The 25859-nt window shown below is 62.5% G+C and carries 18 protein-coding genes; 9 read left to right on the forward strand and 9 right to left on the reverse strand.

Translation table 11 applies throughout. The features are described from left to right. The coding region (gene leuB / locus ACTJKM_RS27565) for a 3-isopropylmalate dehydrogenase (protein ID WP_058326273.1) at window positions 1-1086 on the forward strand (1086 nt) is incomplete at its 5' end. A gap of 195 nt (window positions 1087-1281) precedes the next feature. Then, complete coding sequence (locus ACTJKM_RS27570; protein ID WP_057251994.1) at window positions 1282-1971, forward strand: phosphatase PAP2 family protein; 690 nt, start codon at window positions 1282-1284, stop codon at window positions 1969-1971. A 108-nt stretch (window positions 1972-2079) separates the two neighbouring features. On the opposite strand, the gene ACTJKM_RS27575 is transcribed toward ACTJKM_RS27570, so the two are convergent. After that, window positions 2080-3969: an MFS transporter gene (locus ACTJKM_RS27575; protein WP_057251995.1), complete on the reverse strand. Its 1890-nt coding sequence runs from the start codon at window positions 3967-3969 to the stop codon at window positions 2080-2082. A 497-nt stretch (window positions 3970-4466) separates the two neighbouring features. On the opposite strand from ACTJKM_RS27575, the gene ACTJKM_RS27580 reads away from it, so the two are divergent. Further along, window positions 4467-5501 (forward strand): aspartate-semialdehyde dehydrogenase, encoded by a 1035-nt coding sequence (locus tag ACTJKM_RS27580; protein WP_057251996.1) that lies wholly within the window; start codon window positions 4467-4469, stop codon window positions 5499-5501. A 194-nt stretch (window positions 5502-5695) separates the two neighbouring features. Continuing rightward, a complete protein-coding gene (locus tag ACTJKM_RS27585) occupies window positions 5696-6517 on the forward strand; it encodes a lytic murein transglycosylase (RefSeq protein ID WP_058327509.1) in 822 nt (273 codons plus the stop codon). An 88-nt stretch (window positions 6518-6605) separates the two neighbouring features. On the opposite strand, the gene ACTJKM_RS27590 is transcribed toward ACTJKM_RS27585, so the two are convergent. Continuing rightward, the gene (locus tag ACTJKM_RS27590; RefSeq protein ID WP_058327505.1) at window positions 6606-7259 is read right to left on the reverse strand and encodes a carbonic anhydrase; all 654 of its coding nucleotides are present in this window, start codon (window positions 7257-7259) and stop codon (window positions 6606-6608) included. A 130-nt stretch (window positions 7260-7389) separates the two neighbouring features. Further along, complete coding sequence (pdxY, locus tag ACTJKM_RS27595; protein WP_057251998.1) at window positions 7390-8271, reverse strand: pyridoxal kinase PdxY; 882 nt, start codon at window positions 8269-8271, stop codon at window positions 7390-7392. Window positions 8272-8556: 285 nt separating this feature from the next. Here pdxY and ACTJKM_RS27600 point away from each other — a divergent pair, with 285 nt between their 5' ends. Both ACTJKM_RS27600 and ACTJKM_RS27605 read left to right on the forward strand, forming a co-directional pair. Then, entirely contained in the window at window positions 8557-13350 is a 4794-nt protein-coding gene (locus ACTJKM_RS27600) for an NAD-glutamate dehydrogenase (protein ID WP_058327504.1), read from the forward strand. A gap of 186 nt (window positions 13351-13536) precedes the next feature. Next, window positions 13537-14964: an MFS transporter gene (locus ACTJKM_RS27605; protein ID WP_057252000.1), complete on the forward strand. Its 1428-nt coding sequence runs from the start codon at window positions 13537-13539 to the stop codon at window positions 14962-14964. A gap of 17 nt (window positions 14965-14981) precedes the next feature. Here the strand turns inward: ACTJKM_RS27605 and purH are convergent, their stop codons facing one another. The 4 genes from purH to htpX form a co-directional block, all read right to left on the reverse strand. Beyond that, on the reverse strand, window positions 14982-16592 hold the full coding sequence (gene purH / locus ACTJKM_RS27610) for a bifunctional phosphoribosylaminoimidazolecarboxamide formyltransferase/IMP cyclohydrolase (protein WP_093233466.1): 1611 nt from the start codon (window positions 16590-16592) through the stop codon (window positions 14982-14984). Window positions 16593-16717: 125 nt separating this feature from the next. Beyond that, window positions 16718-18403 carry a heparinase II/III family protein gene (locus ACTJKM_RS27615; protein ID WP_058327502.1) on the reverse strand — a complete coding sequence of 562 codons (1686 nt, stop codon included), beginning with the start codon at window positions 18401-18403 and terminating at the stop codon, window positions 16718-16720. A gap of 210 nt (window positions 18404-18613) precedes the next feature. Next, window positions 18614-20026, reverse strand: coding sequence for an RsmB/NOP family class I SAM-dependent RNA methyltransferase (locus ACTJKM_RS27620; protein ID WP_058327501.1), 1413 nt, complete (start codon window positions 20024-20026; stop codon window positions 18614-18616). Beyond that, a complete protein-coding gene (gene htpX / locus ACTJKM_RS27625; protein ID WP_058327500.1) occupies window positions 20026-20985 on the reverse strand; it encodes a zinc metalloprotease HtpX in 960 nt (319 codons plus the stop codon). The genes ACTJKM_RS27620 and htpX overlap by 1 nt, the downstream gene beginning before the upstream one ends. Window positions 20986-21109: 124 nt before the next feature. Between htpX and ACTJKM_RS27630 the strand changes: the two genes are divergently transcribed. Further along, a complete protein-coding gene (locus ACTJKM_RS27630) occupies window positions 21110-21310 on the forward strand; it encodes a DUF1674 domain-containing protein (RefSeq protein ID WP_057252005.1) in 201 nt (66 codons plus the stop codon). A 178-nt stretch (window positions 21311-21488) separates the two neighbouring features. Here ACTJKM_RS27630 and acs read toward each other — a convergent pair whose 3' ends face one another. Beyond that, complete coding sequence (acs, locus tag ACTJKM_RS27635) at window positions 21489-23438, reverse strand: acetate--CoA ligase (RefSeq protein WP_057252006.1); 1950 nt, start codon at window positions 23436-23438, stop codon at window positions 21489-21491. Window positions 23439-23665: 227 nt separating this feature from the next. Here acs and ACTJKM_RS27640 point away from each other — a divergent pair, with 227 nt between their 5' ends. Then, entirely contained in the window at window positions 23666-24367 is a 702-nt protein-coding gene (locus ACTJKM_RS27640; RefSeq protein WP_043624204.1) for a DUF1013 domain-containing protein, read from the forward strand. A gap of 74 nt (window positions 24368-24441) precedes the next feature. Here ACTJKM_RS27640 and ACTJKM_RS27645 read toward each other — a convergent pair whose 3' ends face one another. Then, window positions 24442-24828 (reverse strand): ectoine synthase, encoded by a 387-nt coding sequence (locus ACTJKM_RS27645; protein ID WP_057252007.1) that lies wholly within the window; start codon window positions 24826-24828, stop codon window positions 24442-24444. A gap of 138 nt (window positions 24829-24966) precedes the next feature. On the opposite strand from ACTJKM_RS27645, the gene ACTJKM_RS27650 reads away from it, so the two are divergent. After that, window positions 24967-25836, forward strand: coding sequence for a LysR substrate-binding domain-containing protein (locus tag ACTJKM_RS27650; protein ID WP_058327499.1), 870 nt, complete (start codon window positions 24967-24969; stop codon window positions 25834-25836). Window positions 25837-25859 lie beyond the last annotated feature (23 nt).

Consider the following 25859-nt stretch of genomic DNA (forward strand, 5'->3'; position numbering starts at 1 on the left):
CCCGGCGACGGCATCGGCCCGGAAGCCATGGCGGAAGTCCGCAAAATCATCGCCTACATGAATGCCGAGCTTTCAGCCGGCTTCGTGACCGACGAGGGCCTGGTCGGCGGTTCGGCCTATGACGCCCATGGCCAGGCGATCTCGGAAGCGGACATGAAGAAGGCGCTGGCCGCCGATGCGGTGCTGTTTGGCGCCGTCGGTGGCCCGAAGTGGGATGCGGTGCCCTACGAGGTGCGTCCGGAAGCCGGCCTGCTGCGCCTGCGCAAGGATCTCGAACTGTTCGCCAACCTGCGCCCGGCGATCTGCTACCCGGCGCTGGCTGCCGCCTCGTCGCTGAAACCGGAACTCGTCGAAGGCCTCGACATCCTGATCGTGCGCGAACTGACCGGTGGCGTCTATTTCGGTGAACCGAAGGAAATCATCGATCTCGGCAACGGCCAGAAGCGTGGCATCGACACCCAGGTCTACGACACCTACGAGATCGAACGCATCGCCGGCGTCGCCTTCGAACTGGCGCGCACGCGGCAGAACCGCGTCTGCTCGATGGAAAAGCGCAACGTCATGAAGTCGGGCGTCTTGTGGAACCAGGTGGTGACCGAGACCCACAAGGCGAAATATTCTGACGTGCAGCTCGAGCACATGCTGGCCGATGCCGGCGGCATGCAGCTGGTGCGCCAGCCCAAGCAGTTCGACGTCATCGTCACCGACAACCTGTTCGGCGACATGCTGTCGGACGTCGCCGCCATGCTGACCGGCTCGCTCGGCATGCTGCCGTCGGCCTCGCTCGGTGCCCCGGATGCGGTGACCGGCAAGCGCAAGGCGCTCTACGAGCCGGTGCATGGCTCGGCCCCCGACATTGCCGGCAAGGGCATTGCCAACCCGATCGCGATGATCGCCTCCTTTGCCATGTGCCTGCGTTATTCCTTCAACCTGGTGACGGAAGCCGACAATCTGGAAAAGGCGATCGCCGCCGTGCTCGACCAGGGCATCCGCACCGGCGACATCATGGCCGAGGGCGCGAAGAAGGTCGGCACCACGGAAATGGGCGACGCCATCCTCGCCGCGTTCAAGGCGCTGTCGGCCTGAGCGACGAACGATTGCCGTGGGCGTGATCTGACGCCTTCAGGCATAGCGAAAACAGACACCTCCGGGTCGCATCCGGAGGTGTTTTGCGTTGCACGGCCTTGAATTTGCCGAAAGAACCGACACATCGGGGAACTAGACGCCATAAGAAGAACGAACGCGGCGCAGACATGCGACGCGGCGGCAGGACGGAGATTCATGAACGGACCACTTGCGACCACCGGATGGATTGCACTGACTACTTTCGTCCTCGTGCTCGCACTCATTCCATTGGATCCATATCTGTCGCAAAGCGCGCAGGCGCTGCCGGAAAGCATCGTCGATTTCAATCGGATGATCACGGACTTCGGGACGTTCGCCTGGATGATCTACCTTTCAGCTGGGCTCCTGGCAGCGACGTTCATCCTGCGTCGCGCGGCAAACCAGGGGCCGCTTCAGCGCAGGGCAAGTGCCGCCCGCGATCTTGCGGCCTATTTCCTCCTGACGATCGGCACAGCCAGCGCGCTGGTCCACACACTGAAAATTATCGTCGGCCGGGCCCGGCCGGAACTCTTCACCGAGCTCGGCGCCTACAGCCTGACGCCGTTTGCCAACAGCGGTCTGTACGAAAGTTTCCCCTCCGGCCATTCGACCGCGGCCGGCGCCTTCTTCGGTGTCTTCGCCATGCTGATGCCGAAGCTGAGGCCACTCTTTCTGATCCTGGCGCTGACGATCGGCGTTTCCCGCGTCATCGTCGGCGCACACTACCCAAGCGACGTCGCTGCCGGGCTGCTGCTCGGTCTCTGGACATCCGTGATGGTGGCGTTTCTCTTCGCGCGGCAGAACCGGCTGTTTCATCTGAGCGAGGGTGGATGGCCGCTCGTGGGGCGCAGCGATCCACGCCCATAAAAAAGCCGGCGCGGAAGGCCGCGCCGGAGTCAGGAGAGCCATAGTAGCTCGGGGAAGATTTGGTGCGCTCCCGGGAAATGGTTCTCCCGGGAGCGCGTGACTGCAGACTTAGTCCATCGCGTGAATGTCGCGGTCCTTCGTTTCCGGCAGGAACAGGAGGCCGATGACCAGCGTGATGCCTGCGAAGACGATCGGGTACCAAAGGCCGTAGTAGATATCGCCCTGGGCCGCGCTCATCGCGAAGGCCGTTGCCGGAAGCAGGCCACCGAACCAGCCGTTGCCGATGTGGTAGGGCAGCGACATGCCGGTGTAGCGGATGCGGGTCGGGAAGAGTTCGACCAGCAGCGCAGCGATCGGGCCGTAGACCATGGTCACGTAGATGACGAGCACGGTCAGAACGGCGATGATCGTCGTCCAGTTGACATTGGCGGGATCCGCCACCATCGCGTAGGTGCCGCCGCCGGCGATCGTGTAGACGGCCATTTCGGTGGCAGTGCCGACTTCATCCTTCGTCAACAGCTTGTCGGCGACGAGCTTGTCGGCCGGAACCATGGTCTTCTCGCCGCCGCGAACGGCAGCCGGATCAAGCGCCAGTTCCGGGTTGGCGGCGACAAAGCCGTCAAGCTTGGATTCCGGAACCTTTGCCGCACCACGAACCAGCGGGTAGCCGGCATTGTGAAGCGCCGTGTTGGTTTGCTTTTCGAAGGCGGCATTGGCAGCCTTGGCGCCATCGCCTGCGGCGACCGCGTCGTAGCTGTTGATCGTGGTTTCGCCGACCTTGACCGTTGCGGCCGTACCCGCGGCGGCCGTCGTTACCACGTCGTAGGGCACCGAGTTCTTGGTGAGGAATGCGGTTGCGATGTCGCACGAGGTGGTGAACTTCGCCGTGCCCGTCGGGTTGAACTGGAATTTGCAATCGCCGGGGGCCGCGGTCACCGTCGCGCGGACGGTTGCCTGGGCTTGAGCGAGTGCCGGGTTACCGGCCCAGGTCAGCGCCTTGAACAGCGGGAAGTAGGTGAGCATGGCAAGCAGTAGGCCGGCCATGATGATCGGCTTGCGGCCGATCTTGTCGGAGAGCCAGCCGAAGAGCACGAAGAAGCCGGTACCGATCAAGAGCGAAGCGGCAACCATGATATTGGCCGACTGGCCGTCCACCTTGAGCACGCCCGTCAGGAAGAACAGCGCATAGAACTGACCGGAGTACCAGACGACGGCCTGGCCGACGACGGCGCCAAACAGCGCCAGAAGCGCGATCTTGGCATTCTTCCACTGGCCGAAAGCTTCCGACAGCGGTGCCTTGGAGCCCTTGCCCTCTTCCTTCATCTTCTTGAAGGCCGGCGATTCGTTCATCTTCAGGCGGATCCAGACGGAAACGCCAAGAAGCACGACGGAGACGAGGAACGGAATGCGCCAACCCCAGGCAGCAAAGGCTTCCTTGCCGACCAGGAACTGGACGAGCAGGATCACCACCAGCGACAGGAACAGACCGAGCGTCGCCGTCGTCTGGATCCAGGAGGTGAAGTAACCTCGGCGCCCGTGCGGCGCATGCTCGGCCACATAAGTGGCGGCACCGCCATATTCGCCGCCGAGCGCCAGGCCCTGCAGCATGCGCAGCGCGATCAGCAGGATCGGTGCGGCAATGCCGATCGAAGCAGCGCCGGGCAGGATGCCGACCAGGAAGGTCGACAGACCCATGATCAGGATCGTCACGAGGAAGGTGTACTTGCGGCCGACGAGGTCACCAAGGCGACCGAAGACCAGGGCGCCGAACGGGCGAACGAGGAAGCCCGCGGCAAAGGCCAGAAGCGCGAAGATGTTACGCGTCGTTTCCGGATAGGAACTGAAGAAGGTCGCGCCGATATAGACGGCAAGCGAGCCGTAAAGATAGAAATCGTACCATTCGAATACGGTACCAAGCGACGAGGCGAAGATGACTTTCTTCTCCTCGCCGGTCATTGGACGCGTTTTTGCGTCGTCCACTGTCGCGACATTTGCCATTTCGTTTATCCTCCACTCCAAAACAGCTTGTTGGAGCGCCCATTGGCTGGTCCGGCATTCCTCCCAAGAATGTCCGGACGTGGTGCGCCTGATAATGAGGATGTCAGAAAAGCGACCGCGCAGGCAGAGATGCTTTCGGCTTATGACTTTCGTCTAATGCGGCGATCGACCGCGGACCACGCCGGGGAAGCCACCACGATGCAGCGGCGTCTTGACTCTTCCCCAAAACCGCGTAAGAGCAGCGACGAACGAGGAAATCACCACCATGCGACCGATCGGTCCAGCCATCGCTGCTTTGATCCTGCCGGCTCTTGCCGCGGGGCAGGATGTCGATTTTTCGTTCGCTAGCAAAACAACGGCCAAAACGACGACGAAAACCGTCTGACGTCTCTGGCCCTCCGCTCTCTCCCCGGTAAGGCCGGGGACCGGAACCTTCGTGGCAACGCGCGCGGTTCCCCCTCCACCCGACGAGGAGAGACAGAAAGAGAGCTTAGATCATGGGTTTCAAGATTGCAGTCGCAGGCGCCACCGGCAATGTCGGCCGGGAGATGCTGAACATCCTTTCCGAACGCGGCTTTCCCGCGGATGAAGTGGTCGCGCTTGCTTCCGCCCGCTCCCAGGGCACGGAAGTTTCCTTTGGCGACAAGACCCTCAAGGTCAGGAACCTCGAAAACTACGATTTTTCCGATACCGATATCTGCCTGATGTCGGCCGGCGGCGCTGTTTCTCTCAAGTATTCGCCGAAGATCGGCCAGCAGGGCTGCGTCGTCATCGACAACTCTTCGGCCTGGCGCTACGACGCCGAAGTGCCGCTGATCGTGCCGGAAGTGAACCCGGACGCGATCTCGCTCTTCACCAAGAAGAACATCATCGCCAACCCGAATTGCTCGACGGCCCAGCTCGTCGTGGCGCTGAAGCCGCTGCACGACCATGCCAAGATCAAGCGCGTCGTCGTCTCGACCTACCAGTCGGTTTCCGGCGCCGGCAAGGACGGCATGGACGAACTCTTCAACCAGACCCGCGCCGTCTTCGTCGCTGATCCGATCGAATCGAAGAAGTTCACCAAGCGCATCGCCTTCAACGTCATCCCGCACATCGACGTGTTCATGGAAGACGGCTACACGAAGGAAGAGTGGAAGGTCCTGGCCGAAACGAAGAAGATGCTCGATCCGAAGATCAAGGTGACCTGCACGGCTGTGCGCGTTCCGGTCTTCATCGGCCATTCGGAATCGGTCAACATCGAGTTCGAGAACGAGATCACCGCCGATGAAGCGCGCGACATCCTGCGCGAAGCGCCGGGTTGCCTGGTCGTCGACAAGCACGAAAACGGTGGCTACGTCACGCCTTACGAATGCGCCGGCGAAGATGCGACCTACATCTCGCGCATCCGCGAGGACGCAACCGTCGAAAACGGTCTCAACATCTGGGTCGTTTCCGACAACCTGCGCAAGGGTGCGGCACTCAACGCGATCCAGATTGCCGAGCTCCTGGTCAACCGCGGCCTCATCAAGCCGCGCAAGCAGGCCGCCTGAAACGGCAATTGAGCAATTCGTTCCCGCCGAGCCCACCCGGGCTTGGCGGGTTTCCTGTTTCACAATCGCGGGTCGTTTCGCCCCGGCTTCACGTGAAACCACGAAAAAGTTACCGCCGCTTCCGGCAGGTGACATGGCCGGCCAAGGCTGCCATTTTTGAAAGCAATGAGATTCGGGCTATGACGGGGTATTTCATGCACAGGGCAAAGTGCGTAGCGGTGGGGCTTGCTGCCCTGGTTTCGACTGTAGTTTTTCCGGAGGTGGCCTCCGCCGCCCAATGCGGCAACGACGGAAGCGGATTTGCTGCCTGGGTGCAGAATTTCAAGCAGGAAGCCTCCGGCAGCGGCATCAGCCCTGCGGTGCTCGACCGCGCCCTTTCCAGCGTCTCCTACAACAAGGCGACGATCCGCGCCGACCGCGGCCAGAAGAGCTTCAAGCTGTCGCTCGACCAGTTCATGCAGAAGCGCGGCGGTCAGACGATCATTTCCCGCGGCAAGAAGATGAAGCAGCAGAATGCGGCGCTCTTCACCAGCATTGAACGCCGCTTCGGCGTGCCCGCCGGCCCGCTGATCGCTATCTGGGGCATGGAAACAGGCTTTGGCGGCTTCATGGGCAAAGAGCATACGCTCTCGGCGGTTTCGACGCTCGCCTATGACTGCCGCCGCTCGGACTATTTCACCGACCAGCTATATGCCGCCCTGCAGCTTGTACAGCGCGGTGACCTGAGCCCCGATGCGCGCGGTGCGGCCCACGGCGAGATCGGGCAGACCCAGTTCCTGCCGGCCAACGTCCTGAAATACGGCGTCGATGGCGACGGCAACGGCCACATCGACATGGTTCGCTCCAAGGCCGACGCGCTGGCCTCGACCGCCAACTTCCTGCGCGGTCACGGCTGGCAGCCGGGTGCCGGCTATCAACAAGGCCAGGCGAATTTCGGCGCGATCCAGGGCTGGAACGCGGCAACCGTCTACCAGCAGGCAATCGCCATCATCGGCGCCGAGATCGACGGCCTCTGATCGAACCCAATTCGCGCATCTCTCCGGATGCACGATGCCTTTCGGAAGATTGCAAAGCCCGGATCGTCGATCCGGGCTTTTTTGCTGGTTACATGCCCGGGCGGGAGAAGTCGCCGGTCGCGGGATCCATGATCCAAAGCTCGCCGGTCGAGATGTCGAACCAGGCGCCGTGCAGATGCAGCTTGCCCTTGGCTTCGAGGATCTGAACACAAGGGAAGGTGCGCAGGTTGGCAAGCGAGTTGCGGATCGAGACCCGCTCGAGCGCACGCTGCCGCTCCGCCTGGGTCATGACGTCGTTGCTTTGGATCTGCTCGGCGGCCGGCTTCAGGAGGTTCATCCAGCGACCGATGAAATCGCCCGGCGACAAGGGCTCGGCATCAGGATCGAGCACCGCCTTGATACCGCCGCAGCGGCCATGCCCCATCACGACGATGTCGCTGACGCGGAGCGACTGCACGGCGAACTCAAGCGCGGCCGACGTCGAATGGTAATGGCCGTCCGGCTCATAGGGCGGCATGAGATTGGCGACGTTGCGCACGACGAAGAGTTCACCCGGCCCGCTGTCGAAGATCGTTTCCGGCGCCGCCCGCGAATCGCAACAGGCAACAACCATCGTCCTCGGCTTCTGGCCGGTTTCCGCCAGCACCTTGTAGCGCTTCTGCTGTTCGCTGAAGCGGCCATTCATGAAGTTGTGGTAGCCGTTCAGAAGGTGGTCCGGAAAACGCTGTTGCTGCTTGTCCATCGATTACTCCGCTGCTGCTTCGAGCGGGATGAGCGGACTTCCGCCCGCATCACGCCCCGCCATGAATATCATCATGACCTAAAGTTCAATCCACGATGCGACAAGGGCTGCTGCCCATGAACAGTTTCTTCTATTTGCGCCGCATCTGATTCGGATGCACCAGGCGGCGCATCTGCACCATCGCCATCGGCGTCGAAAGGCTCGAAGCGTCCTGCTCGATCGTCAACTCGTCGGCACCGCGTTTGACGCTCCGCGCGATGATCTCGAACACGCTTGCGGTCGCCATCTGCAATGCGCGCTCTTCCGATAGTCCTTCGAGAAGCCGCGCGAGAAACAGGGCAGTCAGCAAGTCTCCGGTGCCATTCGGCGGGTTCTCGACGAGCCGATGTTCGGCGAGCAGCGCGTGATTGCCCGAAAGGAAGAGATTGCCGGTACCGCCGCTCATCATCGGCACCGCTGAGGTCACCAGCACGCGGGCCGGACCGAGGCCGAGGGCGGCATCGAGGATCGCCGTATTGGTTTCCAGCGTCGCGCCGGCGAGCCAGGCGAGCTCGAAGCGGTTCGGCGTCGCCAGGTTGGCGAGCGGCAGCAGCTGGTCACGGATGGCCGTCGCGGTCGCCTCCGGAACATAGAGCCCGCCGGCGTCGCCAATGACGGGATCGCAAGCGTAGATCAGCTTGGGATTACGTTCCCTAAAAGCCGTCACCAACCGCGCGACACCTTCGGCCTGACCGGGCGATCCGAGATAGCCCGAAAGCACGGCGCGCACCTCCCCGACCCAGGGCGCGGCAATGAGATCGTCGATCATCGACTGGAAATCCGCGTCTGAAATGGTGACGCGGGTCGAGCGCCCGTGTCCGGGATGCCAGGGAAGAATGACCGTCGGCAGTGCCCAGACCGGATGCCCCAGCGTCTCCAACGCGAACACCGCGGCCCGGTTGCCGACCTTGCCACGCACGACATGGCTCGAGATGACGATGACGGCGCCGGGCAGGGAGGGCATTTCGGGCATCGACGAGTCCAATCCTTCGGTCTACAAACTCTGATCACCCGACTGTCACCGCCCTGTCAACAGGCGATGGCAGATAGGTCCGGTGGAAGCCGCTGGCGTTTTCGTGCTTTTTCATCGATTTTCGAGCAATTTTCGCGAAATTGCCTTCGATTTAAATGGATTTAAGCTGTTTTCACGTGAAATTCTCCAATTTTCGGCTCGATTTTGCCGAAATCGGCGTAAAAAGCGGTCGCCATTAGCCATGGTTCTGATAGGGTTTGGCCTATCATGAGTGGGAGAGACTTCATGGGCGTGAAATACAATCCGAAGCGGGACAGACACATCGACGCAGCAAAGGCGGCCGCCATCAAACTGGGCGTCGACGCGCTGGCGCCGGAGAGCCTCTTCGGTGGGGCCAGCAACGATGACCTCGATCTTTATTCGGCGGACATGCTGGCGCTGACCGCAGCCCATGCTTACCGGGAGCTTGCCCGCTGGGATGGCGGCAAGCCGCAGGTTTCGGTCGAAACCGTCGCCGGCGTCGCGCCGGGTGGCACCGAGGTTTCGATCATCGCGATCACCGAACACAACATGCCGTTCCTCTATGATTCGGTCATGGGGGAAATCACCAGCACGCACCGCGATATCCACCTCGCGATCCATCCCATCCTGGTCAAGGAACCGGGCAAGCCGGTAAAACTCTTCGATCCGGAAGAGGCAAGCGATCCGGCGCACCGCGTCAGCCACATCCAGATCCACTTGACGAAGCTGGCGCCCGTCGAAGCCGAGCAGCTCAGCAACCGCATCCGCGACGTGCTGGAGCAGGTACACCAGACGGTACACGACTGGCCGGCGATGACGGCGCTGCTCGACCAGGCCGTGCAGGAACTCGAGGCCTACAACGCCTCGCGCAAGAAGAGCGACCGTGATGAGGCGCTCGCCTTCCTTCGCTGGCTGCGCGACAACAACTTCACCTTTATCGGCATGCGCGAGTATACCTACTCGGGCAAGGGCGGAAAGGCGACGGTCGAGCGCGGCAAGGGCAGGGGCCTCGGCATCCTCTCCAACCCCGACGTGCGCGTTCTGCGCCAGGGCAAGGACGCAGTACTGACCACGCCGGAAATCCTCGCCTTCCTCGACGGCCCCGATTTCCTGATCGTCACCAAGGCCAACGTGAAATCGGTCGTCCATCGCCGCGCCTATATGGACTATATCGGCATCAAGCGCTTCGATGCCGACGGCAATGTCGCCGGCGAGTTGCGCATCGTCGGCCTGTTCACTTCCTCGGCCTATACCCGCCAGGCGGCTGAAATCCCGTTGCTGCGCCACAAGATCGAGAAGATCGTCGACCATTTCGGCTACGACCCGCAGAGCCACTCCGGCAAGATGCTGGACAACACGCTCGAATCCTATCCGCGCGACGACCTCTTCCAGATCGATGTCGGTCTGCTCGCCGCCTTCTGCGAACAGATCAACGAACTCGGCGACCGGCCGCGCATCCGCGTCCTGCCGCGCATCGACCATTTCGACCGCTTTGTCTCGGTCATCGTCTTCGTGCCGCGCGAACAATATGATTCCGACGTACGCGAAAAGATCGGCGACTACCTGAAGACCGCCTATGACGGCCGCGTTTCGGCCTATTACCCGGCCTTCCCCGAAGGCGGACTGGCGCGCGTGCACTTCATCATAGGCCGCACCAGCGGCAAGACCCCGCGCATTCCGCAGGCCAAGCTTGAAGAGGCCGTTCGCGGCATCGTCACGCGCTGGATCGATCGGTTCGACCTTCTCGCCCGTAAGGACGGCATCGAGCTTGATGTCGACGGCGCCTACCAGTCGTTCTTCACGCCGGCGGAAGCCTATGCCGACCTTGCAGACATTGCCGCCTGCAAGGCGGAAGATCCGATCCGGATCTCGTTCTACAACTATAACCGCCCGGTCAACCGTCCTGACACGGCCGAGCTGAAGATCTTCCATGCCGGCGAGCCCGTGTCGCTGTCGCGCCGCGTGCCGCTGCTGGAAAACCTCGGCTTCCGGGTCATCAGCGAACAGACCTACGACCTCAATGTCGGCAGGCACGGCGAGGACAAGCACCGCGTGGTGCTGCACGACATGGAGCTGATCCATCGCGACGGCCTTGCGCTCAATCTCGAAAAGTCGGGTGCGGCGCTGGAGGAAGCCTTCCTCGCCGCCTGGAACGGCACGATCGAGGACGACAACTTCAACCGGCTGATCCTGCTTGCGGGCCTCAATGCCCGTGAAGTCACAGTGCTGCGCGCCTATTCCCGCTATCTGCGCCAGGCCGGCATCACCTATTCGCAGGGCTATATCGCCGACACGCTGAACAAGTATCCGGCGATCGCAGCCGATATCTTCAAGCTGTTCGTGACCCGGATGGATCCGAAGCTCGAGGAAAAGCCGCGTGCAAAGAAGTGCAGCGCCCTGCTTTCCGCGATCGAGGACGCGCTGTCTGCCGTTCCGAGCCTTGACGAGGACCGCATCCTTCGTCGCTACGTCAACGCGATCGAAGCGACGCTCCGGACCAACTACTTCCAACATGGCGCCGACGGCAAGCCGCGCGCGGTTCTCGCCTTTAAGCTTGACCCGAAGCAGCTCGACGGCCTGCCGGAACCGCGTCCGTTCCGCGAAATCTTCGTCTACGGCACCGAGGTCGAGGGCGTTCACCTGCGCTTCGGCAAGGTCGCCCGTGGCGGCCTGCGCTGGTCTGACCGCGCCCAGGACTACCGCACGGAAGTGCTTGGCCTCGTCAAGGCGCAGCAGGTCAAGAACGCCGTCATCGTGCCGGTTGGCGCCAAGGGCGGCTTCTATCCGAAGCAACTCCCCGTCGGCGGCACCCGTGACGAGGTCTTCAGGGCCGGTACCGAAGCCTACAAGACCTACATCCGCACTCTGCTTTCGGTGACTGACAACATCGTCGGCCAGGATATCGTGCCGCCCGCCGATACGCTGCGCCGCGATGGTGACGACCCCTATTTCGTCGTTGCCGCCGACAAGGGCACTGCGACCTTCTCCGACACGGCCAACGGCCTGGCGCAGGAAGCGGGCTTCTGGCTTGACGACGCCTTCGCCTCGGGCGGCTCCGCCGGCTACGACCACAAGAAGATGGGCATCACCGCCCGCGGCGCCTGGGAGACCGTCAAGCGGCACTTCCGCGAGATGGACATCGACATCCAGACGACGCCCTTCACCGTTGCCGGCGTCGGCGACATGTCCGGTGACGTCTTCGGCAACGGCATGCTGCTCTCGGAGAAGATCCGCCTGATCGCGGCCTTCGACCACCGCGACATCTTCATCGATCCGAATCCGGATATCGATGCCTCGTTCGCCGAGCGCACGCGCATGTTCGCTCTGCCGCGTTCGAGCTGGCAGGACTATGACCGCAAGACGCTCTCCGAGGGCGCGATGATCATCTCGCGTGCCGAAAAGTCGGTGACGCTCACGCCTCAGGCGATGGCCGCCATCGGCCTCGACAAGCAGAAGGCAACGCCCTTCGAGATCATGAATGCGATCCTGAAGAACCAGGTCGATCTGCTATGGTTCGGCGGCATCGGCACCTACATCCGCGGCAGCAACGAAACGGATGCGGAAGTCGGCGACCGCGCCAACGATGCCATCCGTGTGACGGCCGAAGAGGTCCGCGCCCGCGTCATCGGCGAGGGCGCTAACCTGGGCGTTACCCAGAAGGGCCGCATCGGCTTCGGCCTCAATGGCGGCCGCTGCAACTCGGACGCCATCGACAACTCGGCCGGCGTCAACTCCTCCGACGTCGAGGTCAACATCAAGATCGCGCTTGCTTCGGCCATGCGCGATGGTCGCCTGACCCGCCCGAAGCGCAATACGCTGCTCGCCTCGATGACCGAGGAAGTGGGCCATCTGGTGCTGCGCAACAACTACGAGCAATCGCTGGCGATCTCGCTGACCGCGATGCAAGGACTCGGCAACCGGACGACGCTTGGCCGGCTCATGACGCGCCTCGAGGCCGACGGCCATCTCAACCGCAAGGTCGAGACGCTGCCGACCGACCAGGCGATGACCGAGCGCTACCAGGCAGGCAAGCCGTTGACCCGCGCGGAAATCGGCGTGTTGCTTTCCTACTCCAAGCTCGTTCTCTTCGATGAACTGATCGCGAGCGAACTGCCCGACGATCCGTACTTCACGGCAACGCTGGAGCGCTACTTCCCGGCGAAGATGCGCAAGACCTATGCCGGCGACATTCACGGCCATCGCCTGCGCCGCGAAATCATCGCGACGATCCTCGCCAACGAGGTCATCAACCGCGGTGGCCCGGCTTTCGTCTCGACGCTGACGGATGCGACCGGCTTCTTCTCGGCCGACGTCGTCAAGGCCGCTGTGCTGGCGCTCGACGGCTTCGACCTGCCGCGCATCTATGACGAGATCGACGCACTCGACAACAAGATCGGCGGCGGCCTGCAGAACATCCTCTACCAGGAAGTCGGCCGCATCTTCACGCTCGTCACCGAGCGGGCGCTGCGGACCCATGCAGCGACCGGCTCGGTCTCCGAAGCCGTATCGCGCCTCGGCGACGGCCTGCAGAAGCTGCGCGCTACCATGCGGACCGCCGTCTCCGGCGAGAGTGCTGAAGAGGCCCGGTTGAAGACGGCTGCCTTCGTCGAGGGCGGGGTACCCGTCAAGCTCGCCGAGGAGATTTCGGAACTGGCGTTGATGACGCTCGTGCCCGAGATCATGCAGATTGCCGCTGAAACCGGTGAAACGCTGAGCCGCACGGCCCAGGGCTACTTCGCCGTCACCGATACGCTTCGGATCAACCGCCTGCTTGCGGCGTCCGATCGTGTTCCGGCAACGGAGCAGTTCGAGGCAATGGCTCTATCGCGAGCCGTATCCGATATCGCCGCCGCGCGGCGGGATATCACCGCGGCAGCGCTGCGCGAGCAGAAGAAGGACCGCAATCCGGTAGCCGCCTGGGAAGAGGCCGAACGCGTCCGTGTCGCCCAGGCGACGGGCCAGCTGCGGCTCCTGACCGAGAAGGGCGAAACGACGCTCGCCAAGATCACCGTTGCTGCTGGTCTGCTCAATGACCTCGCACGCGGTAGGGCGAAGTAAGACAGTTTATCCCGTACCGATCGGCGCGGGTTGGATGGATCCGACCCGCCTGAACGGGACAAATGCAGATGCGGGCAGTTTTTTCGTCCGCATCCTGCTCTGGACCTTTTGGAATCGGTGGGATTGAAGATAGGCTGCGCCGCGCGTTCGAGAGGACGCGCGGCGCAGTCGTTTCGGGAGGGGACCTTGCAGATTTCGGCCGAGAGGACTGAGGAACAACCGCGGGCGTCGCGCGCGGGCATCGCTGGCTGGATGCTGTTCGACTGGGCGGCGCAACCCTTCTTCACGGTCATCACCACCTTCATCTTCGGCCCCTATTTCGTCTCGCGACTGACGGAGGATCACGCCGTCGGCCAGGCGATGTGGGGCTACACACTCACCGTTTCCGGCATCATCATCGCGATCCTTTCACCGGTTCTCGGCTCGATTGCCGACGCGACCGGGCCGCGCAAACCTTGGATCGCCTTCTTCGCGGTCATCAAGATCATATCGCTGGCTATGCTTTGGTTCGCAGCCCCAGGCTCGCCGATCCTCTACCCGGCGATCTTCATGATCCTCGCAAGCATCGCGGCCGAGTTCTCGATCGTCTTCAACGATTCGATGATGCCCCGCCTCGTCCCGGAGAAAGACGTCGGCCGCATCTCCAACATCGCCTGGGGGCTCGGCTACCTCGGCGGCATGATCGTGCTGATCGCCGTCGTGGCACTCCTTGCCGGCAGCCCCGAGACCGGCAAGACGGCAGCCGGCATCGATCCGTTGTTTGGTCTCGATCCTGCCAAGGGAGAGGATGCGCGCATCACCGGCCCGATCTCGGCGCTTTGGTACCTCGTCTTCATCCTGCCGATGTTCCTGTTCACCCCGGATGCGACTAAGGCGACCATGTCGCTTGGCAAGGCAACCGTCACCGGCCTTCGGGAATTGAAGGGCACGCTCGGCGAACTCAAGGAAAGAACGGGCATTCTGCGCTTCCTCATCGCGCGCATGATCTTCCAGGATGGCGTCAACGGCCTTCTGGCGCTTGGCGGCACCTTCGCCGCCGCAATGTTTGGCTGGCGGACGCTGGAACTCGGCATCTACGGCATCATCTTGAACGTCGTCGCCATCGGCGGCTGCCTCTATGCAAGCAGGCTTGATACGCGGCTCGGCTCCAAGGTCATCGTCACTGCCAGCCTGATCTGCCTGACATTGGCAACGATCGGCATCGTCTCGACCGGCCCGGGCTTCACCCTGTTCGGTCTCATGCCGCTGTCGACGGAGGATACCGGGGGCCTGTTCGGCACGGCGGCTGAGAAGGCCTACATCCTCTATGGCCTCTTGGTTGGCATAGCCTTCGGCCCGGTTCAGGCCTCGTCGCGTTCATATCTTGCCCGCAGCGTCAGCCTGGACGAGGCCGGGCGCTACTTCGGTCTCTATGCGCTTTCCGGCCGCGCCACGTCGTTCCTTGCCCCTGCCTCGGTCGCGACGATCACGCTTGCCACCGGTTCGGCCCGCATCGGCATGATGGCCCTCATCGCGTTTCTGGTCGTTGGCCTGTTGATCCTCCTGCGCACGCCCTATCCGGCTGACGACGGGCGCAAAAAAACCGCCGCATCCTTCGGACGCGACGGCCTCTGACTTGTCGTTCACGCGCCTTAGTGGCGGAAGTGGCGCATACCGGTGAAGACCATGGCAACGCCGTGCTCGTTGGCAGCGGCAATCACCTCTTCGTCACGCATCGAGCCGCCCGGCTGGATGACGGCGGTGGCACCCGCCGCGATCGCTGACAGCAGACCGTCAGCAAAGGGCAGGAAGGCTTCGGAGGCGACAGCGGAGCCCTTGGTGAGCGGCGTTGCGAGACCGAGCGCCTTCGCCGCCTCCTCGGCCTTGATCGCAGCGATGCGGGCGGAATCGACGCGGCTCATCTGGCCGGCGCCGATGCCGGCGGTCTGGCCATCCTTGGCATAGACGATCGCGTTCGACTTCACGTGCTTGGCCACCTTGAAGGCGAACTTCATGTCCTCGAGTTCCTGGGCCGTCGGCGCGCGCTTGGTCACGACCTTGAGCTCGAGATCTTCGACCATGCCGTTGTCGCGCGTCTGGACCAGCAGGCCGCCGGAAACGGTTTTGGCGGCAAGACCGGGGATGCGCGGGTCCGGCAGGCCGCCGGTCGAAAGCAGCCGCAGGTTCGGCTTGCGGGCGATGACCGCCTTGGCCGCATCGCTGACAGACGGTGCGATGATCACTTCGGTGAAGAGCTTGACGATTTCTTCCGCCGTTTCGGCATCGAGCTCCTGGTTGAGCGCAATGATGCCGCCAAAAGCCGAGGTGGAATCGCAGGCAAGCGCCCGGCGATAGGCTTCCGCCAGCGTCGGCGCCGTCGCAACGCCGCAGGGGTTGGCGTGCTTGATGATGGCGCAGGCCGGCGCCTTCTCGGGTAGGAATTCGGCGACCAGTTCGAAGGCCGCGTCCGTGTCGTTGATGTTGTTGTAGGAGAGCTGCTTGCCCTGCAGCAGCGTTGCCGTGGCGACGCCCGGGCGGTTCTCGCCGGTGAGATAGAACCCGGCCTTCTGATGCGGGTTCTCGCCGTAGCGCATCTCTTCCTTGAGCACGCCGCCGATTACCCGGTGGCGCGGCATCGGCGTATCGAGCGCCTCGGCGAACCAGTTGGAGATGGCTGCATCGTAAGCCGCGGTGCGGGCATAGGCCTTGGCCGCCATCTTCTGGCGGAAGGCATAGGTCGTCTTGCCGGCAGCAAGCTCTTCCAGAAGAACCGGATAGTCGGCCGGATCGGTGACGATCGTCACATAGGCATGGTTCTTGGCCGAGGCGCGGATCATTGCCGGGCCGCCGATGTCGATGTTTTCGACTGTGGTCGGATAGTCGCCGCCCTGGGCGCGGACTTCTTCGAAGGGATAGAGGTTGATGATCGCAAGGTCGATCGCGGTGATGCCGTGCGTCGACATCGCGGCGACGTGATCGGCATCGTCGCGGATCGCGAGCAAGCCGCCGTGCACGCCCGGGTGCAGCGTCTTCACGCGGCCATCCATGACTTCAGGAAAGCCGGTCAGTTCGGAAACGTCGCTCACCGGCAAGCCGGCCTCCGACAGCGCCTTGTGCGTGCCGCCGGTCGATACGAGCCGGATGCCCTTTTCGTGAAGAGCGCGCGCCAGATCGACGACGCCTGTTTTATCGGACACGGAGAGGAGGGCGGTGCGGACCGTAACCTCGTTCGGGGCGGGGATTTTCTTGGAGGCGACAGCCATCAACCATGCTCCTTTAGCGGCGCCGGACGCCCGGGAGGAGGCTCCGGCGGTTGGGATGGCTGCCCGTTAGCATAGCTTGTCTGCCGAAGGAACCTCAACGAGACGGCAACGCTAAAATAAGCACCTCAGTTCGCGCGCGAGAAGGTCCACTGGATCTCCGGCCGGCGGGCGACGGCGAAGGTTACGGTCAGTTGCGACGACGCGCGGATGCCCGAGGGATCGGCAAAGAAGATATCCTCTTCCACCGCAAGCTCCCCGTCCTGGCAGGCAAAGAGCCAGATCTCGCCATCCGGCGCGGTCAGAAAGATCTCGCGCGCATTATTCTGGCGGATGCCGACGGCCGGATGGATGTGGAAGCGGGCGACAGCCGTCGCTGTATTGGCCTCGTCCGGATCACTGCCATCTGCCCGCGACAGCCGGTCTCGTCCACGGATCATACGGCCGCCGTTCAGGACGCCGATGTCGCGTTCGTGGACCAGGTCGAAGGCAGCAAGATAACCATCATGACTTGCCGTCACCGACTCCAGCCCGCCGGGCTCGTCTTTCCGCGCCACCGTTACCTTGGAAACGCCTGTCGTCATGATCGGCCCCAGGAAACGGGACTGCGAGAAACGCGAAGAGGACGTATCGTTGACGGTGACCGTTGAATGCGCTGCGGTCGTACGCGACATCTGCCGGAAACGGTCGCCGGCAAATTTCGGGGCACCGGAATTGACGACAAAGCGGGTCTTGCCCGAGGACATTTCGAAGGACAGGCAGCCGGCATGGGCGCTGCGCGAGAGATCGACGGAAAGCGGCCGGCCGGTATCCATGATGACGACCGTGTTCTCGATCGCCAGACGCTCGTAATGCGCATGGGGCAGCGAACGGAACGGTTCGCCCGCCGTCTCGTCATAACGCAGCACCGAGGCCAGTTCGTGCGCCAGGACCGACGTCGCGCCGTTGAATAGCGCGAGCTCGCCGCCCTGATGGCGGAAAAAGCGCAGGGCCGGATACATGCGGTCGATGCAGGGGATCAGCCGCGACGGCACGTCATGGCCGAGATTGACGTAGGTCTGCCGAAGCGGCAGCAGATCGAGCAGCAATTCGAGCCCGGCCCGGGGGCTACGCGAGCAATGGCTGCCATCCGGCAGGATCTGGCGGTCGAGTTCGAGGTCGAGATGGCGCGAGGCTTTGCGAATGGCGCTCGGCGAAGCCGGCATGGCGACCGACGCCATGGCAAGCGCAAGCCGCACCCGAAGCCTCGCCTCGCCATCCCGCACCGTCTCGGCGATGTGGCGCAGGTAGCGCACCTGAAGCGCCAGGCTCTTCAGGAAACGGCGATAGAAACCATGCTCCGCGTTGCGCAAAACAACGGGCGAGTGGGAAAGCCAGGCAATGATGCGCTGGGCGATGATATCCGGATCCCAGGCAATGCCGCCGAGATCGCGGCCGTGGGTGGCGATCCAGTCGTCGACGATCTGGCGCAAACGCACGTAGCCGGCATCCTCGCGGATCGCACGCAGGTGCCTCAGCCAGCCGAAGGAGTGCAGACGCGCCGCGAACTCGCGCGAAGGAAGATCGATCTCGAACGGCGACTCGCCTTCCGTATCGACAACGCGGCCGGCAAGCGGGAAACGACCAGCAAGAATTTCTTCGGCAACAAAGGGATCGACGGCTCTAAGATCGGTGGGCGCGACGATCAGGCGGTTGGGCGTCGAGCCGGTAAAGCGCAAAGTGGAGACGCGACCGATCGATAGCCGGCGCGACACGCGGCGCCAGCCTTCACGCACATACAGGTAAGAAAGCCTCCGCCTGCCGGAAAACAACATCAAGGTCGCCGGTTTCCTTATTTCTGGCACGACCGCTCAACATCTGAACGGGCGATGGTCTCGCGCCAGCCGCCGCATGGTGTCAGAGAGACCGTTAAACTTTTATCAATATTGTCGTCTTTGATAGGCCTCTGGCGCGATAGCGTCAAATGACGCGGCAAAACAGGGCCTTGAGCCCCATTTTGACCGACTCAACTTCGGTTGGCGCTGCTATTTGCGGCGAATCACCGCCGCGTAGAAGCCGTCGAGACCACTGGCAAAGGGCGCGTCGAGCGGGAACATCGCCGGCGTGGTGCGCATTTCGCCGAGCGGCGTGATTGCGTCCTCCAGCCCCGGCCAGTCCGCAGCCGAAATCGCAACCCGTTCATAGGCAGCACCGGAACCGATCACTCGCTCAACAACCTCTTCGCCTTCGAGCGGATCGAGAGAGCAATTGGAAAAGACGACGATGCCACCGGGCTTGACGACGGTGAGCGCATGGCGGAGCAGCCGCTCCTGCAAGGCGGCGAGCTTTGCGATATCCTCCGGCCCCTTGGTCCACAGCACGTCGGGGTGACGACGTGTCGTGCCGGTGGAAGAGCAGGGTGCATCGAGCAGGGCCGCATCGAACAGCATTTCCGGCTGGAAGTCGGCCATGTTAACTTCCTTCGTCTCCGCCTCCAGGCCAAGCCGCTTCAGATTGCCCTTCAGCCGACGCAAACGGCTGCCGGACTGATCAAGCGCCGTCACCTCGGCGCCGGCGAGGATGAGCTGTGCGGTCTTGCCGCCCGGTGCGGCACAGAGATCGACGACCCGCTTGCCGCTGAGGTCGCCGAACAGCCGCGCCGGTATCGACGCTGCAGCATCCTGAACCCACCATGCGCCATCGTCGAATCCGGCTAAGGAAGGGATGGAGCCGGAAAATGCGCCGAGACGGACCGAACCGGTCGGCAAGACGATGCCACCAAGACGCTCGGCCCAAGCTGCGGGCTCAGACTTGACCGACAAATCGATTGCCGCCGGCGTCAGCTGCGCTTCCGCGATCTGTTGGGCTGGTCCAGCGCCATAGCGGGCGACCAGGCGCTCGAAGAACCAATCCGGCATCGCCGGGACATCACGCATGCCTTCGAGAATGGCATCCTTTTCACGTGACAGGCGCCGAAGAACCGCATTCACGAGATTGGCGAAACGCCGATTGCGCGGATCCGCCTGCGCCTGCTCGACGGCGAGGTCGACTGCGGAATGATCAGGCACATCGAGATAGAGGATCTGCGCTGCCGCCACGGCCAGCACGTGATCGAGCGCGCGCGCGCCCTCCGGCAAAGGCGTCTGCAACAGCGAATTGATGGCGGCCTGGATGCGCGGGAGATGGCGAAGCCCTGAGTTCAGGATCGCCCGAACCAGAGCACGGTCGGCCTCATTGAGTTCGCGATAGGCCGGATTGCCGTGCTCGCTGTCGAGCATGCCGTCGAGCGACGTCTTGCGGTCGATCACCGCGCCGAGAATCTTGGCGGCGGCCTGACGTGCTCTTAGCCCCGGTTTTTCCGGGCCGCGAGGCGCATCGGCGGGTTTTTTCGATTTCGCTGCGGCGCCGTTTCGGTGCGATCGTTTCGGGGGTGAATCGTTCTTGTTATCTGCGGACATCAGGACCAGGGACCTTTGGGTGGTTCGGAACCACCGCGACCCCAACCGGTAGAGGGTACAGAGCGCGATTTGCGCACCGGATTATCAGTCCGAACCGGCGGCGTCGAGACCGAAGACATTTCCTGGGCCATCTGCTGCAGGGCCGCAATCCGGTTTTCGGTGTTCGGATGGGTCGAGAACAGATTGTCCATCCGCTCGCCGGAGAGCGGGTTGATGATGAACATATGCGCCGTTGCCGGATTGCGTTCGGCGTCGTCATTGTGAATCTGCTGCGCGGCACCGGCAATCTTCTGCAGCGCCGAGGCCAGCGCCATGGGCTTGCCGCAGATCTCGGCGCCGCGCCGGTCGGCCGAGTATTCACGGGTACGGCTGATCGCCATCTGCACCAGCATCGCCGCCATCGGCGCCACGATCATGGCGACCAGCGTGCCGATGAAACCGAGCGGATTGTTGTTTTCACGGTTGCCGCCGAAGAAGAAGGCAAAGTTGCCGAGCATCGAGATCGCGCCGGCAAGCGTCGCCGTCAGCGTCATCGTGAGGGTATCACGGTTCTGTACGTGCGCCAGTTCGTGCGCCATGACGCCCGCCACTTCATCATAGTTCAGCGCATGCAGCAGGCCGGTGGATGCGGCAACCGCGGCATTTTCCGGGTTGCGACCGGTGGCAAACGCATTCGGCTGCTGGCTATCGATCACATAGACGCGCGGCATCGGCAGGCCGGCATTCCGGGCAAGGTCACGCACGATGCCGTAGTACTCCGGCGCACTGCGCTCATCGACTTCCTGGGCGCGATACATGCGCAGCACCATCTTGTCGGAGTTCCAGTACGAGAAGAAGTTCATGCCCGCGGCCATGACGAAGGCGATCATCATGCCGCCGCGTCCGCCGATAACGAAGCCCACCGCCATGAACAGGGCGGTCATGACTGCAAGCAGCATGGCGGTGCGGACAAGGTTCATCTAAGTCTCCGGATCGTCGATGTTTCACGTGAATCAGGGTTCCCGTTGTGGGAACGGCATTCTATATGATGGGTGCAAATGCCCCGTTCTTCAATATTGATGCTCGAATCCGGATACCGTTCAGATGCAGAACGACAATGACAACGCTCCCGATCGCCCGAAACGGCCACTGCCGCCCGCAGCCATGCGCGCGCTGAAGGAAGCCGAAGAGCGGCGTCAGGCGGAAGAGAAGAAGGAATTGCCGCCGGAGATCGGCGGGCGCGGCGGTGAAGATCCTGCCCGCTACGGCGACTGGGAGATCAAGGGTCGGGCGATCGACTTCTGAGTCAGGGGCTGCCGTCTGCCAGCCCTTTCGCCGCGATCTGAATCCGGCTCACTAAGTTGCGGCGTGTCCAAACGGATGCGCATAGGGACATCTTAGTTCACAGCGATCACAGCGAAGCTTATTTGTTTCAGTGGAAACGGCCACTGCGCACCCAAGAGATGCGCAGTGGCCGAAAAGGTCAGGCCTTGTTCTGACGGTTGGCAATCAGGTCGTCGACGACGGCCGGATCGGCGAGCGTCGAGGTATCGCCGAGCGCACCAAAATCGTCTTCGGCGATCTTGCGCAGGATGCGGCGCATGATCTTGCCCGAGCGGGTCTTCGGCAGGCCGGGCGCGAACTGGATCTTGTCCGGCGTGGCGATCGGTCCGATTTCCGAACGGACGTGCTTCACCAAGGCCGCGCGAAGATCGTCATTGCCGATCTCGCCCGCCATCAGCGAGACATAGCAATAGATGCCCTGGCCCTTGATCGGATGCGGATAGCCGACGACGGCGGCTTCCGAGACGAGGTGATGCGATACCAGCGCCGATTCGACTTCTGCCGTTCCGAGACGGTGGCCGGAAACATTGAGAACGTCGTCCACGCGACCGGTAATCCAGTAATAGCCGTCCTCATCGCGACGGCAGCCGTCACCGGTGAAATACTTGCCCTTGTAGGTGGCGAAGTAGGTCTGGCCGAAGCGCGCGTGGTCGCCGTAGATCGTGCGCATCTGGCCGGGCCAGCTGTCGGTGATGCAGAGGTTGCCGTCAGCAGCACCCTCAAGCACGTTTCCTTCATTGTCGACCAGCTGCGGCTGCACGCCGAAGAACGGCCGGGTGGCGGAACCGGGCTTCAGATCGGTTGCGCCCGGCAGCGGCGTGATCAGGATGCCACCGGTCTCCGTCTGCCACCAGGTATCGACGATCGGCGACTTCTGCTCGCCGACGACGTTGTAGTACCACTCCCAGGCTTCCGGGTTGATCGGCTCACCGACCGAGCCGAGCAGGCGGAGCGACGAGCGCGACGAGCGCTTGACGAAGTCGTCACCGGCACCCATCAGCGAGCGGATCGCCGTCGGCGCCGTGTAGAAGACGTTGACCTTGTGCTTTTCGACCACTTCCCAGAAGCGCCCAGCATCCGGGAAATTCGGGACACCTTCGAACATGACGGTCGTCGCCGCATTCGCCAGCGGGCCGTAGACGATATAGGAGTGGCCGGTGACCCAACCGACGTCGGCCGTGCACCAATAGACTTCGCCGTCACGGTAGTCGAAGACATATTCATGCGTCATCGACGCGTAGACGAGGTAACCGCCGGTCGTGTGCAGCACGCCCTTCGGCTTGCCGGTCGAACCCGAGGTATAGAGGATGAACAACGGATCTTCCGCCTTCATCTTCGCCGGCTCGCAATGCGGCTTCACAGTCGCGATTTCCTGGTGATACCAGAGGTCGCGACCCGGCGCCCAGGCGGTCTTGCCGCCGGTGCGGCGGACCACGAGCACCTTGTTGACGATGACATGCTGCTTGGCCGCGATGTCGATCGCCGTGTCGGTGTTTTCCTTGAGCGGTACCGGCTTGCCGCCGCGCACGCCCTCATCGCAGGTGATGACGAAGGTGGATTCGCAGTCGACGATACGGCCGGCAAGCGCGTCCGGCGAGAAGCCGCCAAAGACGACCGAATGGATCGCACCGATGCGGGCGCAGGCGAGCATCGCATAGGCCGCTTCCGGGATCATCGGCATGTAGATGGTGACGCGGTCGCCCTTCTTGACGCCATGCTTCTTCAGCACGTTGGCGAGGCGACAAACCTGCTCGTAGAGCTGGTTGTAGGTGATCTTCTTGTCGATATAGGGGTTGTCACCTTCCCAGATAATCGCCGTCTTCTCGCCATGCGTCTTCAGGTGGCGGTCGATACAGTTGTAGGAGACGTTGGTGAGGCCGTCTTCATACCACTTGATCGAAACCTTGCCCTTGAAGGAGGTGTTCTTGACCTTGGTGTAGGGCTTGAACCAATCGATCCGTTTGCCGTGTTTGCCCCAGAACTTTGCCGGGTCCGAAACACTCTCCTCATACCACTTCAGGTAAGTGGCATTGTCGAGCAGCGTCCGGCTCTTGGCAGACTTCAACACCGGATAGATTTTGGCGGACATATTTTCCTCCCTACGCATTCCTAGTGCGGCTCGCCACTCCCAGGGCCAGCCCGTTTCGCGGACATACATAGCAGGTCAAATGCCCGCCGCAATTAGACAAAAGGACATTTGGAACTGAAGAATTGCAATTTTGAGACAAGGACGGTATAGAGGCCCACATTTCCCGGAAATCAGTGGTAGACTCCACGGCCCGCGACACCGGCGCGGCGGACAAAAGGACTATATCCATGGCTCAGCAACTGCTTATGCCCAAGGCAACAGCCGTCTGGCTCGTTGACAATACCGCGCTGTCCTTCGACCAGATCGCGCAGTTTTGCAAGCTGCACCCGCTTGAAGTAAAGGCGATCGCCGACGGTGAATCCGCGCAGGGCATCAAGGGCCTCGACCCGATTGCCACGGGCCAGCTTTCGCGTGACGAGATCGCTCGCGCAGAAGGAAACCCCAACCACAAGCTGAAGCTTTCCGAGCCGAAGGTCCGCGTTCCTGACTCGAAGCGTAAAGGTCCGCGCTACACCCCGGTCTCCAAGCGCCAGGATCGCCCCAACGCCATTCTCTGGCTGGTTCGCAACCATCCCGAGTTGAAGGATGCACAGATTTCGCGCCTCGTCGGCACGACCAAGTCGACGATCGAACAGATCCGCGAGCGCACCCACTGGAACTCCGCCAACTTGACGCCGATGGATCCGGTGACCCTCGGCCTCTGCTCGCAGATCGACCTCGACCTCGAAGTCGAACGCGCCTCCAAGGGCCGCCCGCTGCCGACAGCTGCCGAACTCGGCCAGACGCTGGAATCGGCTCAGGAGACCGAAAAGCTGGGCTTCAGCTACGAGCGTGAGGAAGAGAAGGAAATCGACGCCGATGCCGTCTTCGCCAAGCTCAAGTCGCTGAAGTCGGACCGCAAGGACGAGGACGAAGACGATCACTATTGATCGCCGTCCAGCTCGATGAAAAAAGCCCGGATCGTCGATCCGGGCTTTTTTGTTGGCCAGCGTTCAATATGTGTTCAGTAAGCCGAACCGGATGGATCGTTGAGGTTGTGGCGCTCGGTCCCTTTAAGCGGCGGATTGAAGATGCTGACGAGGATCAGATCCTCGCCCTTGCCGCCGCGCAGATAGTGTTTGTCGTGCTGGTCCAGCACGTAGATGTCGCCCTTGTTGATCGGGAAGATCTTGCCCTGCATGTCCTCGACCTCGCCGTGGCCGGCGATGCAGTAGCAGGCCTCCAGATGATTGCGGTACTCGAGCAGAGACACCGTGCCGGCGCGCACCACGGTGTGGCAGACGGTGAAGCCCATGCCATCCTTCTCGGTAAGCAGCCGATGACTGGTGCCGCTGCCCCATTCGACGAAATGATCGGTTGCTTCGATCTGCTGCAGGCTGCGCACGAACATGGCTCTCTCCATCTGTAAGGATTTCTAATGTTTTCGGGTGAGGATTCCGACCCGCTACCGGGATAGTCCCAGTATCCGTTGACAGCGGCACCCAATCAAACGACGATTCCTCAAGGGATTGATGAGGAAAATTTACAGATGATGATGCCACCACTTGGCATGCTGCGCGCCTTCGAAGCCGCGGCGCGTTTGGCAAGTTTCTCCCGTGCCGGCGACGAACTGCACGTGACGCATGCGGCCGTCAGCCACCAGATCCGGCTGCTGGAGGAGTGGTTCGGCCGGCCGCTGTTCGTGCGGGAGAAACGTGGTGTGCGGCTGGCGGCGGAAGCCGAGAGCCTGGCAGCAGCGCTGACCTCGGCATTCGAGCGCATCGCCGCGGAAACGGAGTTGCTGCGATTGAATGCCAAGGCGCAAGTGAGCGTCGCCTGTATTCCCTCGATCGCCACCCGCTGGCTGATACCGGCACTCGGTGAATTTCTCGGCCGTCATCCCGAGGTCGACGTCAAGGTCGTCTACGCCATGGCCGAACAGCAATTGCGCGAAACCGGCTGTGATATCCTCATCACTCTCGGCGCCGATACGAGCGAAGGGACGCGGTCAGACCGGCTGTTTTCGCGAATCAATCGGCCAGTTGCGAGCCCCCGTTACATCGAACGGAAAGGTGAGTTGAGGGCAGTGCAGGCGATCGCTTCCGCCGATCTGCTGCACGACGAGACAACCTCGCGGTGGCGCGATTGGTTCGCCAGGGCAGGGGTGACGACGGGACAAAGCCTGCGAGGTCCCATCTTCCAGGACTTCAACCTGCTCGCCACGGCCGTCATTGCCGGCCATGGCGTGGCCCTTTGTCCGGTCGAGGTCTTCCGGCGCGAAATCGAAAGCGGCGACCTCGTGATCCTCTCCGATATCGCCACTCTCGAAGACGAGAGCTACTTTCTCATTACCAAGACCGCGCGCTCAAAGGCAGTGTCAGTGTTCAGCGACTGGTTCGCGACCGTCGTCAGGTCTTGATGCAAGCGCCGTGGCGCTCACAT

Origin of the sequence: Ensifer sp. 22460 (genome assembly GCF_052044935.1) — a bacterium.
Taxonomy (GTDB): Bacteria; Pseudomonadota; Alphaproteobacteria; order Rhizobiales; family Rhizobiaceae; genus Ensifer.

Bases quoted from the DNA above. Each gene is read 5' to 3' on its own strand.
- purH (WP_093233466.1), bottom strand. From the start codon at position 16,592: ATGGCTGTCGCCTCCAAGAAAATCCCCGCCCCGAACGAGGTTACGGTC.
- ACTJKM_RS27585 (WP_058327509.1), top strand. From the start codon at position 5,696: ATGCACAGGGCAAAGTGCGTAGCGGTGGGGCTTGCTGCCCTGGTTTCG.
- acs (WP_057252006.1), bottom strand. From the start codon at position 23,438: ATGTCCGCCAAAATCTATCCGGTGTTGAAGTCTGCCAAGAGCCGGACG.
- ACTJKM_RS27640 (WP_043624204.1), top strand. From the start codon at position 23,666: ATGGCTCAGCAACTGCTTATGCCCAAGGCAACAGCCGTCTGGCTCGTT.
- ACTJKM_RS27615 (WP_058327502.1), bottom strand. From the start codon at position 18,403: ATGTTGTTTTCCGGCAGGCGGAGGCTTTCTTACCTGTATGTGCGTGAA.
- ACTJKM_RS27580 (WP_057251996.1), top strand. From the start codon at position 4,467: ATGGGTTTCAAGATTGCAGTCGCAGGCGCCACCGGCAATGTCGGCCGG.
- ACTJKM_RS27650 (WP_058327499.1), top strand. From the start codon at position 24,967: ATGATGATGCCACCACTTGGCATGCTGCGCGCCTTCGAAGCCGCGGCG.
- pdxY (WP_057251998.1), bottom strand. From the start codon at position 8,271: ATGCCCGAAATGCCCTCCCTGCCCGGCGCCGTCATCGTCATCTCGAGC.
- ACTJKM_RS27575 (WP_057251995.1), bottom strand. From the start codon at position 3,969: ATGGCAAATGTCGCGACAGTGGACGACGCAAAAACGCGTCCAATGACC.
- ACTJKM_RS27590 (WP_058327505.1), bottom strand. From the start codon at position 7,259: ATGGACAAGCAGCAACAGCGTTTTCCGGACCACCTTCTGAACGGCTAC.
- ACTJKM_RS27645 (WP_057252007.1), bottom strand. From the start codon at position 24,828: ATGTTCGTGCGCAGCCTGCAGCAGATCGAAGCAACCGATCATTTCGTC.
- htpX (WP_058327500.1), bottom strand. From the start codon at position 20,985: ATGAACCTTGTCCGCACCGCCATGCTGCTTGCAGTCATGACCGCCCTG.
- ACTJKM_RS27630 (WP_057252005.1), top strand. From the start codon at position 21,110: ATGCAGAACGACAATGACAACGCTCCCGATCGCCCGAAACGGCCACTG.
- ACTJKM_RS27620 (WP_058327501.1), bottom strand. From the start codon at position 20,026: ATGTCCGCAGATAACAAGAACGATTCACCCCCGAAACGATCGCACCGA.
- ACTJKM_RS27600 (WP_058327504.1), top strand. From the start codon at position 8,557: ATGGGCGTGAAATACAATCCGAAGCGGGACAGACACATCGACGCAGCA.
- ACTJKM_RS27570 (WP_057251994.1), top strand. From the start codon at position 1,282: ATGAACGGACCACTTGCGACCACCGGATGGATTGCACTGACTACTTTC.